This window comes from Paenarthrobacter sp. CM16, assembly GCF_013179505.1.
GTDB lineage: Bacteria > Actinomycetota > Actinomycetes > Actinomycetales > Micrococcaceae > Arthrobacter.
The window spans coordinates 1-13580 of record NZ_JABMCX010000017.1 but is presented as its reverse complement, the minus strand read 5'-3'; the positions used below and the strand labels follow the sequence as shown (position 1 = coordinate 13580).

Genomic DNA, 13580 nt, shown 5'->3' with positions numbered 1-13580 from the left:
GCCGACGGCGGAACGTGAGTCCCGCCGTCGGCTGCTGTTTTGTGCGCGCCCCGGTTGGGTTAGCCGGACCCGTTCCAGATCCGCTGCCACCAGGTCCGTTTGCCCTGGGGTTCGGGCTCAGGCTCGGGCGGAGCTGCAGCGGCCCTGCGCTCCCGCCACTTTTGAACCTCGGCGTCCACGTCGCGGAGCTTGGTGATTACGGGAGGGCCACCTTGAAGTTGCCGCCGGGCTTCGACCACCCGTTTATTGAAGTCCTCCAGGAGGTCCCGGACCTGCTTGTCCGTGTACTGCTGGTCCAGCTTGGCATCGAGTTCCGAGTCCTCGATCCGCAACAAGATAGCAGGCGGGCCAATGCCGCTTAGCCGTTCACGTTGGATGAGCCCTTTGACCCACCAGTCGGGGTCGTAATGCTCCCCTAGTCCGGGGATTGGTTTGCCGGCGTACTTGAGGTTGTCGAACTTCCCCTGATTCATGGCGTCGCGGATGAGGTACTCAACCCGTGCGGCGTCGTCTACTTTCCGGCGCTTCTCGCGTTCTTCGGCATCGGCGGCCTCGAGCTCTGCGTCTTCCTCGGCATTGCCGCCCCAGGACCGCACGGCCCGCAGTTCCGCTCCCCGTTCAAGCTTCCGCCTGAAGGCATTGTTCTCGGCGTTCACGTTCCCGCCACCTCCTTACACGGCAGCCCTCGCCTGCCGGACATCCTCGTTCCAGTATTCCGCACGTCGACTTGGTTTAAGGAGGTACCCCCACCACCCACTTTGAAACCGCCACGGCCCCCGCCACGCCGGAAAAGGGGCGTGTCGGGGGCCGTCCGGAGCCCAATGCGGGTGGTGGAGGGGCAGCCGGAATCAGGCGCGGACAGCCATACCCGGATCCAGCTGTTCAATACCCTCAGCAGTCACCAGCACCACCCGTGCCGTGCAGATGTCGTAGAACAAGCCGGTTGCCTGAACCTGCCCCGACACCAACGCCGGACCGGTGACGGGGTGGTCCTCCAGCTTCCGGAGCTGCAGGGCAATGTTCACCATGCTCAGTTGGTCCAGCCGGCTGTACCCCTCGGCCTCGGCTGCCCGGGCAACGGGATGGCCGGCGAGCAAGGCCGAGTAGCTGGGCCGTGCGTGCTCCAGCCATGAATCGAACCCGGCCCCCAGGGCAGGGGCAGAACCCTCAGCATCAGCAATGACGGCTTTCATGGCACCGCAGTTGGAATGCCCGCAAATGACAATCGAATCCACGGACAGCGCCTTGACCGCAAAGGACAATGCGGAATCGATGGAGGCGTCCCGGCCATCGCTGCACACCACGTTGCCGATGTTGCGGAGCGTGAGTAGGTCACCCGGCCCGCTGCTGGTGATCAGGTTCGGGTTGACCCGGGAATCAACGCACGCCACGAACAAGGTGTCCGGATTCTGGCTTTCCGTCAGGTCCTGGACCAGTGGACGGACCTTGTCTGCGTGCCGGCGATGGTATTTGTCGATGCCCAGGAGGATGGACCGCAGTGGCGGCTGCCCGCCGTCGTCGTCTGCTGTTGTGTTGCCAGAAGAAGGCAACCACGACGTGCGCGGCGGCAAGGGGAATTCCCGCAGGTCCTGCCGCTGGGGAGTGTTGTCCTCGGCATCGGTGAAAGCAGTAGTTCCGTGCTCTTCAAGAACCACGGAGGCACCGGTGTTGCGGTGCTGCTTCTGCCAGGCCACCAACGCTTCACGGAAGGCGTGGTCGAGGTAGTCGGCGTTCAGTTCCACCACGGCGTCCTGGCCTTCGGGCACGGAGTGCAGGATGCGGTTGAGCCGGGGCAGCGCGAAGAAGCTGCACGATCCGGCGATGGTCACGCGCCACGGCAGGCCGGAACCTGCGGGGGCGTGCGCGTGGATCTGGGCCCGGAGAACCCGCCACAGCACGCACAAAGCGGCGAGCGCCAGGCCGATCATGACGCCTTCGAGCAGGTTCAGGACCACCACGCATACCAGGGTGACGCTGTACACCAGGAGCTCGCCGGTGCGGAGACTGGTCCGGATGTCGGCTACCTTGACGAGCTTCGCGCCGATGACCAGCAGCAAGCCGGCCAGCACGGACAGCGGTATGAGTTGGATGAGCCCGGCGAACAGGGCAGAGAACACCAGGACCCAGACACCGTGCAGGATGGCGGAGGCGCGGCTCTTCGCTCCTGCTTCAACGTTGGTGGCGCTACGGACAATCACGCCGGTCACCGGGAGGCCACCGAGCATGCCCGAGACAACGTTGGCGGAGCCTTGGCCCACGAGCTCGCGGTTGAGGTTGGTGCGGGAACCGCCGTGCATTTTGTCGACGGCGACGGCTGACAGGAGCGATTCGATGCTCGCAATCAGGGCCACCGTAATGACGGCCATGGACGCCGCCCGCCAGTTGCCGTCCGGAAGGCTTGGAAGCGCGATGGCATCGAAGATGGAGCCGCTGAAACTGATCCGTTCAACATGTGGGGCCACCGCAACGGACAGGGCGGTGACGGCGACGACGGCGGCCAGCGGCCCGGGCACTTTTCGCACTGCCGCCGGAAGGAACTTCCACGCCATCAGGATGGCAACAACGGCAAGCCCCAGCAACGCCGAGTGAAGTTCCACGTTGGTGATGGCCGCTGGCAGTCCGGCCAGGTTCTCCAGGGCGGATCCTGCAGCCTGTCCGCCAAGCAGCACGTGGGCTTGTTGCAGGATGATGGTGATGCCGATACCCGCGAGCATCGCCTTGACCACCACGGGCGACACTGCCAGCGCGGCCCGGCCAATACGGCTGACACCCATGAGTAACTGCACGACGCCGGCACCGACCGTGATGGCGCAGGTCACCGCCCAGCCGAACTCGTCCACAAGACCGGCGACGACGACGGTCAGGCCGGCGGCGGGGCCGCTCACCTGCAGTGGGGAGCCACCCAGGCTGCCGGCCACGATGCCACCGACGGCGGCGGCGATGAGCCCGGCCATGACAGGGGCTCCGGAGGCGGCGGCGATGCCCAGCGACAGCGGGAGTGCCACGAGGAAGACTACGAGGGATGCCGGAAGGTCGGCACCGAGGTTGCTGAGGAAGCTTGGCTTGTGTGTTCCGTTGCCCGGGTTGCTGCCCGGCGGGCTGTGTGAGTCGGTGGGAACGGAAGCGGAGTCGTTGGGCTGCGGCATGGGTAATCCTTGGGCTCGGAAATGAAGACCCTTCCAAGCTACGGAACTTGTCACCGTTAATGACAACAGGATGTGACAAGCGTGACAGAAGTTGTGAAGATGCGCTTCATGTTGGGACCCATGGGAACTTTTGCAGGGGTGGAGCGCGTTGGAGGCGGAACCTCCCGTCGTCGTTCCCAACACTCCGCGCCCATAACCTAAGGCGCCTTAGTTTAGGCTTGGCTCCATGAGTCAACCCGAAGCCAAGCCTGTACGCATCAGTTCCGAGCCCGTCCAATTGCAAGCGCTGGAACCCATGCTGGAACGGGTGCAGGGCGCGGTGGGCGACGTTCCGGCGTTGTTGGCATTGGCCAAGGAGATCGGTCACACGGCACCGAAGCCCGGCGAGGGCAGCACCGCCAAGCTCTGGGAGTTGCTCGCGTCAGTGACCGCAGCTGATGTCGCCGCCGGGAGGGTGCTTGAACCACACCTGGATGCCCTTGCCATACTGGAACAGGCTGACAGCCCCGCCACACCCGAGGGCGCTTGGGGAGTCTTCGCCGCCGAAGGCCCAGGTTTGAAGCTCGAGGCAAAGCGCGACTACGCCGGCAACTACGTCCTCAACGGGTCCAAACCCTGGTGCTCCCTCGCGGCCCAACTGGACGGCGCCGTGATCACTGCCCACACCGAGAACAGCAGCCGGGCCGCCTTTGCCGTGGACTTGAAACACCCCGGGGTGTCCTGCGAAACACCGCAGTGGACCAGCCGCGGGCTGCAGGAAATCCCCAGCGGCACCGTTCACTTCAGCCAAGTCCGCGCCACCGCGGTGGGCGATGAGGGCTGGTACTTCAGCCGTCCCGGTTTCGCCTGGGGCGGCATGGGAGTTGCCGCGTGCTGGCTCGGCGGAGCGGTGGCCATGGCGCGGGACTTCAGGACCTCACTGCTCAAGGGCGCGGACAACGGCAGGGAACCGGACCAGGTGGCCCTCGCCTCCCTGGGTGAGGTGGATCGGATCCTCACGTCCGCCACCGGCTACCTCGCCCAAGCCGCCGAGCGGATAGACACAGGCGAGCCGGAGGACCCCGACGGCGGCACCGGCACGAACACCCCCAGCGCCTGGAGCGAAGCCCTGCGGGCCCGCGGGACTGTTGCGGCCGCCGTCGAGCGTGTCCAAACGATAGTGACGCAGAACCTCGGCCCGGCGCCGCTGGCGTTCAACGAGGCGTACGGCAAACGCATGGCGGACCTGTCGCTGTACATCAGGCAGCACCATGCCATGCGGGACGATGCCCAGCTGGGCGCACTGACGTTGAAAGGGGACTGCGGATGGTAGCTTTCACGCACGCTGATGTGGGCACACCCGAACAGGACTGGGCAGCTGCGGGCGTGGCCGCGCTTCCCGAATTGCCACTGGACACAGCCGAGCTGGCAGCCATGAAATTCGTGGTGCTGGCCGCGCATCCGGACGACGAATCGCTCGGCGCCGGTGGACTTTTGGCTAAGCTGCAGGCCGCCGGGGCGGCAGTAGAAATCATCCTGTGCACCGCAGGCGAGGCCTCACACCCGGATTCGCCAACCACGACGCCGGAACAGCTTGCCGCTGTGAGGCTCGCTGAGTTCGGCACGGCGATGTCCGGGCTGGTACCGGGGGCGACGTGGCGGTATCTGGAACTCCCTGACGGAAAACTGGCTGCCTCTGCTGATCGGATCGCCGCCGCGGTTGAGGAGAGCAGCGCGGGGCAGTCGCCCCAAAACGTCGTGATCGTGGCTCCTTACCGGGCCGACGGCCACACGGACCACGACACCCTGGGCACCGTTGCCGCCGACGTAGCAAGCCAGGGCAACTACGGACTCTTGGAGTACCCCATTTGGTACTGGTTGTGGGCAGGAACCGAGGACACCACCTGGAACCATTGGGTTCGTGTGCCCCTGAGCCCGGAAGAACAACATGCCAAAGCGACCGCGATGCGCGCCCATGCCTCGCAGATCGAACCTCTCTCAGCTCAGCCGGGCGACGAGACTCTCCTGTCCGAAACGTTCCTGGAGCATTTCAGCAGGCCGTGGGAAACGTTCGCCTGGCATCCGTCAACGGCCGGGAACAACAGTGCCGCGGACGCTGAACGGATCTTTGATGAGGTCCACACCCGGGAAACGGACCCGTGGAGCTACACCACCAGCTGGTATGAACGCCGCAAGCGGGCCCTCACCATGGCAGCCCTGCCAAAAGAAAGCTACGAGTCCGGGCTGGAACTCGGCTGCTCCATTGGCACCCTCAGTGATGAGCTTGCCAAGCGTTGCCGGAATTTCCTGGGAGTGGATGCCAGTTCGGCGGCCCTGGCCCAGGCAGCGAAGAGGCTGGAAGGGCAGCCGTCAGCGGTGGTGAAGCACCTCACCGTGCCCCAGCAATGGCCCGAGGGCAGGTTCGATCTGGTGGTGTTGTCCGAGACCGGCTACTACCTGTCTCCGGAGGAGTTGACGGAACTTCTGGCACGGATCCAAGACTCCACCCTGCCCGGCGGAACGCTGCTCCTGTGTCATTGGCGGCACCCTATTTCCGGCTGGCAGCTCGACGCGGAGTCCGTCCACGCAATGGCCCGCAAGTACCTCGGCTGGCCCACGCACGGGCTCTACCAGGAGAAGGACTTCATGCTGGAGGTTTTGGTGGCCCCGGACAGTTCGGTATGACCCAACCACAACTGGAAGGCATCAGAAACGTGGCCATTGTGATGCCCGCCCACAACGAGGAACAACGCCTTGGCCAGGCGCTGACCGGGCTTCGTGCCGCCCTGGATGCTCTTGAACAGGAATACCCCAGGGTGGGGGCCTCCGTCACTGTGGTCCTTGATAGCTGCACGGACCGCTCCAAGGAGATCTGCACTGCCTTCAGCGTCGGCGATCCCCGCTTCCGCAAGGTCACCGTGAAGCTGCGCAGCGCAGGGGCCAGCCGTGATTATGGCGTGCGGACCGCCTTGGACGGCCTCCAACACCCCGGGGCTGAAACCAGCGCAGGGCCAGAAACCGTTTGGATCGCCAACACTGATGCCGATTCCACAGTCCCCCGGCATTGGCTGGTGCGGCAGCTCGATCTTGCCAACAAAGGCGCCGACGCCGTCCTGGGTTCGGTAGAGCCAGACCCAGCGGATGTTGACCCGTCGGTGCTGGGACGCTGGTTGGAGCTGCACCCGTTCCGCGAGGACCACTCCCATATTTACGGAGCCAATCTGGGCATCCGGGCTTCGGCCTACCTCGCGGCGGGCGGCTTTCCTTTGATGCGCTCCCATGAGGATCGTGGATTGGTGGAGCGTCTTCGCCGGCAGGGTTTTACGGTGACATCAACGGACAGCATCCGCGTGGTGACCTCGGGCAGGACCCACGCCCGGGCGCCGCAAGGTTTCGCGGCCTACCTCCGCTCATTGAGCGCTGGAGCTCCTGCCGCAACCGGCTAAGCTGCCAGAGCCCCTTCCACCGCAGCAATCGCGGCTGCCGTGATCGACTCCCGATCACCCGATCCGTCAATGGTCACCAGGATTCCGCGGTGCGAATAGGCGGTCAGCACTGGCTGGGTTTCGTCCCGATACAATTCCAACCGTCGCTGGATGACCGATTCCGTGTCATCCGCACGGCCCTGTTCCTTGGCTCGACGAAGCATGCGCGCCACCAACTCCCCGTCGGGGGCGGTCAGGGCCAGAACCGCTCCAAGCGCCCGGCCCTTGGCGGCCAGCATCTCATCCAAGGCACCAATCTGGATCACCGTCCGCGGATAACCGTCCAGGAGGAAACCGGCGTCCGCGTCATTGTCCTCAAGCCTTTGGCGCAGCATGTCCGTGGTGACATGGTCCGGCACAAATTCGCCGTGGTCCATGTACCCGCTCGCTTCGGCTCCGAGCTCGGTTTTGTTCCGGACGTGCCCGCGGAACAGGTCACCTGTGGAAATGGCGGGGATCGAGAAATGCCGTGCGAGGTACTCGGCCTGCGTGCCTTTGCCGACGCCTGGAGGTCCCATGATGATCAATCGCGCCATGTCACTGGTCCGTTTCGAAAGGCGGCCGGGGACTTAAACAATACGCCGACGACGACGGGAGGCACCCGTCGTCGTCGGCTTCTTTTTGCTTGTGGTTCAGTGCCTAGTTGGTGGCAAGCACGGTATCGATCTGCTCGATTGCCTCGCGCATTCCTTCTTCCATGCCCATCTCGGCCATCTTCTGCATCTGTTCCTCGGATTCGAAGCGGGAGGTGATGGTCATGCGCGTGCGGTTGTCCAGGGGTTCGAGCTTCACGGTGGCGTGGGTGATGCCCAGGTCATCTACGGGCTCGCCTTGTTCGTCGGCAAAACCGTCGTCGAATTCCAAGTGGTCCGGGGCGTTGATGGCCGTGAACTTCCACCAACCGCGGGCCTTGGTTCCGTCCGGGCCGGTCATGTAATAGGCAGCCTTGCCCCCGGCGGTGAACTCGTGGGTTTCAAAAGTGGCCGGCCAGGTAGGCGGTCCCCACCAGCGTTCCAACTGCCGGGGATCTTCCCAGATCCTCCAGACGCGCTTCACGTCGGCTTCGAACTCGGCCACGATGGTGAAGCTCAGGGCCTCAGCATCCTTGTTTACGCTGACAACAGTCATGGCAGATCCCTTTCATTATCTTCAGCGAGTATGTCCGCGATCCGGCTGGCCCGCTGCCGCCAGATCATTTCGAATTGGTCTAACAGGTGCCGGGCTTTTTGCAGTCCATCATGGTTTCCCCGCACAATCTGCTCCCTCCCACGTTTCTCCTTGGTCACCAGGGAGGCCCGTTCCAAGACCGCTACATGCTTTTGCACGGCCGCGAAACTCATGGTGTACAGCGCAGCCAATCCGGAGACCGAGTACTCCCCTGCCGTCACCCGGGCCACGATGTCCCTGCGGGTGGCGTCGGCCAAGGCCTGGAACAGGCGATCCAGTTCGACGTCTCCGGAGGGGGTTTTACTGAGCTGATCTACAACCATTTGGTTGTACGATACGCCCCCGCGGAAGTGGAGTCAAGGGTTTCAAGGGACCATCGCCCGGGCACCCCTTGCGGCTTCAGGCATCCCGCGGGTAAGTTGTCGAAACGTCTCAAAGAAAGCGTTTTCCCAGACTCTTAGGTGGAATGACCATGACTCAGCACGCCCCGATCACGTGGATCGATGGCGAACCGCCCGCCGCACTCAGCGCCGGCACGACGTGGGGTATGCCGTTCCAACGCGGCACCGTGCAGGACGCCGGCGTCCTCCGGGTCCACGATTCCAGCGGCAGCACCGTCAAAGCCCAAACCTGGCCCCTGGCCACTTGGCCCGACGGGACCCTCAAATGGGCCGGCATCGCCATCGGAGCAACGAATCAGCCAGCGGACGCCTACAGCGTCACCCACCCGATCCCAACGCACGACGCCGGTCCGGCAGCCGCCGTCGAACGCCCGGGGTCTGAGCGCCCGGACGAGGTGACGGTCATCGAAGATGACAAGACCATCACCGTATCCACGGGCACACTGGACATGGCCCTGCACAAGAGCGGCAACACCCTGTTCACCGAGCTTCGCCGGGATGGCAACGTGGTGGCGAAGGCCGGCCGCTTGGTGAGCCTGCTGCAGTCGGGCGCCACAGAAGGAACAGGCACCACCACCCGCACGGGCTTCACCGGCCACACCACCAGCGTCACCGTGGAGCAGGCCGGTCCTGTCCGCGCGGTGGTGAAGGTGGAGGGCCGGCACCGCGCCGATGACGGCGCCAAGGAATGGCTCCCCTTCACCGTCCGTTTCTACTTTTACGCAGGAGCCCGCAGCGTCAGGATGATGCACTCGTTCATCTGGGACGGCGACGCCGAACAGGATTTCCTGGCGGGGCTGGGCGTCGAGTTCACTGTGCCGCTCGAGAGCGAACTGCATGACCGGCACGTCCGGATTGCCGGTGCCGATGGCGGATTCCTGGTCGAGGCCGTGCGCGGATTGACTGGCCTGCGCCGGGATCCGGGCGAGGCGGTCCGCACTGCACAGATCGCCGGGCGGGCAACGCCGCCGCTGGGCAAGTGGAGCCCGCTGGTTTCCGAGCGCCTCCATCTCATCCCGGGTTGGAACGATTACACCCTGACGCAATTGACGGCAGATGGCTTTGAGCTGCGCAAACGGACGGCCCCGGGCCACGGCTGGGTGGGGATTTCGGGCGGCACCCGGGCGGCAGGCTTCTGCTCCCTGAGCGATGTCCGCGGTGGCTTCGGCGTTGGTATCCGGGACTTCTGGCAGTCGCATCCGGGACAGTTGGATATCCGCGGGGCAGCCACCGCGGAAGCAAAGATGACCGCATGGCTCTACTCCCCTGAGGCCCAGCCCATGGACCTCCGTTTCTACCACGACGGCCTTGGCCAGGAAACGTTCGAGGACCAGCTTGAGGGCCTGGAAATCACCTATGAGGACTACGAACCCGGCTTCGGCAACCCCACCGGCATCGCCCGGACGCATGAGCTGACGCTCTTCGCCTACAACACCACCCCCGGCACCGAAAGCCTTGCCGCGGATGCCAAAGCTGCGGCCACTCCCCCACTGTTGCAGCCCTCCCCTGAGTACCTGCACGCGGCAGGCGTCTTCGGCGATTGGGCTCCGGTGGACCGCAGCACCCCCGCCACGGCAGAGCTGGAAGACAAGCTGGACTTCCTGTTCGACTTCTACCAGGGCCAGACCGAGCAGCGCCGCTGGTACGGATTCTGGAACTACGGCGACGTCATGCACACCTACGACACGGACAGGCACGTGTGGCGCTACGACGTAGGCGGTTATGCCTGGGACAACTCCGAGCTCTCCCCCGATCTCTGGCTCTGGTACATGTACCTCCGGACGGGCCGCGCGGACGTCTTCCGCTATGCCGAGGCCATGACCCGGCACACGGGCGAGGTGGACGTCTACCACCTTGGGCCATGGCGCGGGCTGGGTTCACGGCACAACGTCCAGCACTGGGGTTGCAGCGCCAAGCAACTGCGCATCAGCACCCCGGCATACCGGCGCTTCTACTACTACCTGACCGCCGATGAACGCACCGGCGATCTCCTCACCGAACTGGTGGACAGCGACCAGAACTTCCTCGGCCTGGATCCCGTCCGCAAAGTCAGGCCCGACGCCGATACCTACCGCCCGGACCGCGGCGCCTTGGGTGTGGGGCTGGGTACGGACTGGGGCTCCCTGGCCGCCACCTGGCTCACCGATTGGGAGCGTACCGGCAACCCGCGCTCACGGGATCGACTCCTGGGAACCATGGCAGACATCGGCGCGCTGAAGTACGGCTTCCTGACTGGCGAGGCGCTCTACGACCTGGATGCAGGAAGGTTCGACGCCGGCAGGGAAGCCATCAGCGTCTCGCACCTGAGTGCCGTGTTCGGTTTAGTGGAAATCTGCAGCGAACTGATCAGCCTGGTGCCGGACAAGGATTTCGAGGAAGCCTGGATGCAGTACTGCCGGCTGTTCCTGGCCACCCCGGAGGAGCAGATCGCGGAAGTAGGTCAACCCCTGGCTGGTATCTACCTCACCCAGGCGCACAGCCGGCTCACGGCCTATGCGGCGGCCCGGTTGGGGTCTCCGGAATTGGCTGCTCTGGCGTGGGAGAGCTTTGCCGAGGGCGGGGAAAACCTCAACCACAGCGAGGCCTTCACGCTGAAGAAGATCCTGCCACCCTATGTACTCCAGCCCGTGGATGAAGCACCCACCGTTTCCACCAATGACACCGCACAGTTTGGCCTCGCCGTCATCCAAAACCTGGCCCTGATCGGTGGTGGGCTGCCCGCCCAGGAGGTCCCGGCGTCGTAATTTCCGTACCTTCCCCACCTTCTTTGGCGCCGCCGCGGCCGAAAAGTAACCCAAAGGGGTTGTTTTTAGGTCCCGGTGAACCCAAACAGGGTCAGGAAGACACAGCCCTAGGAACTTGAGCGCGGATGCATGATCCGCATCTGGTCCCAAGTCCGCTCCGAAGCGGCGATGTTCTGGTTGGAACGCTCGCGGTCCAGGGACGCAAGCTCGACGGCGATCGCCTGGACCGCGGCCACCGCACCTGTCAGGGACGGGAAGAAACCGGCACCTTCAGTGGGCACCACAATCCTGTGCTCGGCGTGCACTGCCACGGGTGATCCGGCGCTGTCGGTGATGGAAACGATGGGCGTGCCCAGATTGTGGGCGATGTCCACGGCGCGGATGGTGCTGTCGTAGACCCGCCAGAGGCTGATGGCAATGACCAGGTCCTCTGCACCGAGCCGTGCAATGGCGTTGGTGAGGGCAGCGACGTCGGCGTCCAGGAGCCTGACGTTGTAACCGGCGATGATCGCGTTGTGCTCCAGCGCTTTGCCGGGAATGGCGTAACTGCCCGCGGCCACAATAAAGGTTTGCCGGGCACCTGCGATTGCCTTGGCAATGTTGTGGAGGGTGTCCGCATCCAGAGTGCGCTCAAAATGGGCCAGATTTGCCCTGTCCGTGGACACTGCAGCCTGTGCAGGACTACTCACGTGGCCGTTGTGTTCGGCCGCAACTTCCACCGCGCTCAGGGATGCCAGAAACCTGGACCGGAGCTCGAACTGAAAGTCCGCCCAGCCCTTGAATCCCAGTGTTTGCGCGGTTCTGGTGACCGTGGAGGCATTGGAAGCGGCTACCGCGGCAATGTCGCTGACCGAGCCGTAGGACGCGAGCCGAGGCTGGGACCTGAGAATGCCGATGACCTGCATCTGGCGCGCCGCGAGCTTCCGCCCTTGGACACGGCTGTCCAGCCACTCGGTCAATGTTGACGAGTCGAAATCTTCTTCCACCTATTGACCTACCTCACACTTTGGCCGTAACTTCAATACATCGTATCTGCACAGATCTGTGCATATTCCTAAAAATGTACAACTTGGCCCACTTTGGCAGGAATCCCCATGTCTCTCACAGCACGCTTGGATCGTCTGGCTCTCAGTCGACCACATTACAAGCTTCTTCTCATCGGAGGCCTCGGATACTCCTTCGACGGCATGGACGGCGCAGTGGTGGCCTTCCTGCTCCCACGCATCCAGGAATTGTGGGGGCTCAGCACCGCCAGCCTCGGCCTGGTGGGCTCAGCTGCCCCGCTGGGATTCTTCTTCGGAGCGATCCTGGCCGGCTGGATGGGCGACCGTTTCGGCCGCAAAAAGGTCATGCTGTGGGCTTTGGCCTTCTATTGCGTCATGTCGGTAGTTGCTGCCATGGCTCCCAACTTCGAGATCTTCCTGATTGCACGGGTCTTTGCAGGATTGGGCGCTGGCGCCGAGAGCGTGATTATTGCCCCGTTCCTGTCCGAGTTCATTCCACCCAAGCGCCGCGGCTGGTTCATCGGCACGTTGGCCGGGTTCTTCTCCTTCGGCTTCGTGGGCGCTGCGCTGATCGGCCGCTTCGTTGTCCCGCTCGGTGAGGACGGCTGGCGCTGGGCGCAGGTCATCACTGCCATTCCCATCCTTCTTCTCCTCTGGTGGCGGCGCAGCCTGCCGGAATCGCCGCGCTACCTGATCAGCCGCGGCCGTATTGCCGAGGCAACCGAAGTAGTGGACCGATTCGAGCAAAGCGTTGTCAAGGCCACCGGAAAGCCCTTGGATCCGTTGCCCGCAGCCGAGGAAGAGATCGCCACGCACCAACAGAAGATCAACATCTGGAACGCCTTGAAGTTCATGTGGTCCAAGGCCATGCGTCGCCGGACCGCAGTGATCTGGCTGATCTGGTTCGTGATCACCTTCTCCTACTACGGCTTCTTCTCCTGGATTCCCACCCTGTTGGTAGGCCGCGGAATCACCATCACCAAGAGCTTCGAGTTCTCCATCCTCATTTACCTGGCACAAATCCCCGGGTACTTCTCAGCCGCCTGGCTGTGTGACCGGATTGACCGCAAGAACACCATCGCCTTGTACCTGGCAGGATCGGCCATCAGCGCATTCTGGCTGAGCCAGTCCAACGATTCCGGCATGATCCTGATGGCCGCAGCAACGTTGTCCTTCTTCCTCAACGGCACCTACGCCGGCGTCTACGCCTACACTCCGGAACTCTTCCCCACCTGGATGCGCGCCACCGGCGTTGGCCTGGCCAGCGCCGTGGGCCGCATCGGCAGCATCCTGGCCCCGTCTATCATCGGCATCTTCGCCGCTTCCCTCGGCTTCGGCGGAGTGTTCACCATGACAACCGTGGTGCTGACCATCGGCGTGCTTGGCGTGGTGATCTTCGGCGCCTCCACAGCGGGCAAATCCCTGGAGGACATCAACGCCCGCACCGAGCACGATCCCGCAACGGCAGGTACCAAGTGAACACCACGGCCTCCGTTTTCGAGCGGACCTTCCACGCCATGCAACAGGATCCAGGAGTTGTCCTCTTCACCGTCCTGCAGTGGATTCCGCAACGATCCAGCCTCAAGCGGCTCTACACCAGCCACCCGGCAGAGTATCCAGTGGGCGGCGAGAAGACAGTGGAGATCTCCCCCGG

General features: G+C 64.0%; 11 protein-coding genes. 5 read left to right on the top strand and 6 right to left on the bottom strand.

Features of this window, described 5'->3' with window-relative positions:
- Positions 1 to 59: 59 nt before the first annotated feature.
- Together HP499_RS02600 and HP499_RS02595 are read right to left on the bottom strand one after the other, a co-directional pair.
- Positions 60 to 656, bottom strand: a complete 597-nt coding sequence (locus HP499_RS02600) for a DUF1992 domain-containing protein (RefSeq protein WP_172322394.1) — start codon at positions 654 to 656, stop codon at positions 60 to 62.
- Positions 657 to 848: 192 nt separating this feature from the next.
- Positions 849 to 3146, bottom strand: a complete 2298-nt coding sequence (locus HP499_RS02595; RefSeq protein WP_172322393.1) for a bifunctional SulP family inorganic anion transporter/carbonic anhydrase — start codon at positions 3144 to 3146, stop codon at positions 849 to 851.
- Positions 3147 to 3372: 226 nt separating this feature from the next.
- Here HP499_RS02595 and HP499_RS02590 point away from each other — a divergent pair, with 226 nt between their 5' ends.
- Genes HP499_RS02590 through HP499_RS02580 form a run of 3 tightly spaced genes read left to right on the top strand, consistent with a single transcriptional unit; the run spans position 3373 to position 6571 of the window.
- A complete protein-coding gene (locus HP499_RS02590; RefSeq protein ID WP_172322392.1) occupies positions 3373 to 4458 on the top strand; it encodes an acyl-CoA dehydrogenase family protein in 1086 nt (361 codons plus the stop codon).
- Positions 4452 to 5810: a PIG-L family deacetylase gene (locus tag HP499_RS02585; protein WP_172322391.1), complete on the top strand. Its 1359-nt coding sequence runs from the start codon at positions 4452 to 4454 to the stop codon at positions 5808 to 5810. The genes HP499_RS02590 and HP499_RS02585 overlap by 7 nt, the downstream gene beginning before the upstream one ends.
- Entirely contained in the window at positions 5807 to 6571 is a 765-nt protein-coding gene (locus HP499_RS02580) for a glycosyltransferase family 2 protein (RefSeq protein WP_216659672.1), read from the top strand. Before HP499_RS02585 ends, HP499_RS02580 begins: the two co-directional genes overlap by 4 nt.
- Here HP499_RS02580 and HP499_RS02575 read toward each other — a convergent pair.
- The 3 genes from HP499_RS02575 to HP499_RS02565 form a co-directional block, all read right to left on the bottom strand.
- The gene (locus HP499_RS02575; protein WP_172322390.1) at positions 6568 to 7146 is read right to left on the bottom strand and encodes an adenylate kinase; all 579 of its coding nucleotides are present in this window, start codon (positions 7144 to 7146) and stop codon (positions 6568 to 6570) included. The two genes, HP499_RS02580 and HP499_RS02575, sit on opposite strands and share 4 nt — an antisense overlap.
- 103 nt (positions 7147 to 7249) lie before the next feature.
- On the bottom strand, positions 7250 to 7738 hold the full coding sequence (locus HP499_RS02570; protein ID WP_172322389.1) for an SRPBCC domain-containing protein: 489 nt from the start codon (positions 7736 to 7738) through the stop codon (positions 7250 to 7252).
- Positions 7735 to 8100 carry a metalloregulator ArsR/SmtB family transcription factor gene (locus tag HP499_RS02565; RefSeq protein ID WP_172322388.1) on the bottom strand — a complete coding sequence of 122 codons (366 nt, stop codon included), beginning with the start codon at positions 8098 to 8100 and terminating at the stop codon, positions 7735 to 7737. The genes HP499_RS02570 and HP499_RS02565 overlap by 4 nt, the downstream gene beginning before the upstream one ends.
- 149 nt (positions 8101 to 8249) lie before the next feature.
- Here HP499_RS02565 and HP499_RS02560 point away from each other — a divergent pair, with 149 nt between their 5' ends.
- Positions 8250 to 10922 carry a Tat pathway signal sequence domain protein gene (locus HP499_RS02560; RefSeq protein ID WP_172322387.1) on the top strand — a complete coding sequence of 891 codons (2673 nt, stop codon included), beginning with the start codon at positions 8250 to 8252 and terminating at the stop codon, positions 10920 to 10922.
- 107 nt (positions 10923 to 11029) lie between these two features.
- On the opposite strand, the gene HP499_RS02555 is transcribed toward HP499_RS02560, so the two are convergent.
- Positions 11030 to 11908 carry an SIS domain-containing protein gene (locus HP499_RS02555; RefSeq protein WP_172322386.1) on the bottom strand — a complete coding sequence of 293 codons (879 nt, stop codon included), beginning with the start codon at positions 11906 to 11908 and terminating at the stop codon, positions 11030 to 11032.
- Between the two features lie 108 nt (positions 11909 to 12016).
- Here HP499_RS02555 and HP499_RS02550 point away from each other — a divergent pair, with 108 nt between their 5' ends.
- Positions 12017 to 13405, top strand: a complete 1389-nt coding sequence (locus tag HP499_RS02550; RefSeq protein ID WP_172322385.1) for an MFS transporter — start codon at positions 12017 to 12019, stop codon at positions 13403 to 13405.
- The last annotated feature ends 175 nt before the right edge of the window (positions 13406 to 13580 follow it).

What these genes read in the sequence shown, in the direction of transcription:
- HP499_RS02585 (WP_172322391.1), top strand. Translation starts at nt 4,452, where the DNA reads ATGGTAGCTTTCACGCACGCTGATGTGGGCACACCCGAACAGGACTGG.
- HP499_RS02570 (WP_172322389.1), bottom strand. Translation starts at nt 7,738, where the DNA reads ATGACTGTTGTCAGCGTAAACAAGGATGCTGAGGCCCTGAGCTTCACC.
- HP499_RS02560 (WP_172322387.1), top strand. Translation starts at nt 8,250, where the DNA reads ATGACTCAGCACGCCCCGATCACGTGGATCGATGGCGAACCGCCCGCC.
- HP499_RS02590 (WP_172322392.1), top strand. Translation starts at nt 3,373, where the DNA reads ATGAGTCAACCCGAAGCCAAGCCTGTACGCATCAGTTCCGAGCCCGTC.
- HP499_RS02580 (WP_216659672.1), top strand. Translation starts at nt 5,807, where the DNA reads ATGACCCAACCACAACTGGAAGGCATCAGAAACGTGGCCATTGTGATG.
- HP499_RS02565 (WP_172322388.1), bottom strand. Translation starts at nt 8,100, where the DNA reads ATGGTTGTAGATCAGCTCAGTAAAACCCCCTCCGGAGACGTCGAACTG.
- HP499_RS02595 (WP_172322393.1), bottom strand. Translation starts at nt 3,146, where the DNA reads ATGCCGCAGCCCAACGACTCCGCTTCCGTTCCCACCGACTCACACAGC.
- HP499_RS02550 (WP_172322385.1), top strand. Translation starts at nt 12,017, where the DNA reads ATGTCTCTCACAGCACGCTTGGATCGTCTGGCTCTCAGTCGACCACAT.
- HP499_RS02575 (WP_172322390.1), bottom strand. Translation starts at nt 7,146, where the DNA reads ATGGCGCGATTGATCATCATGGGACCTCCAGGCGTCGGCAAAGGCACG.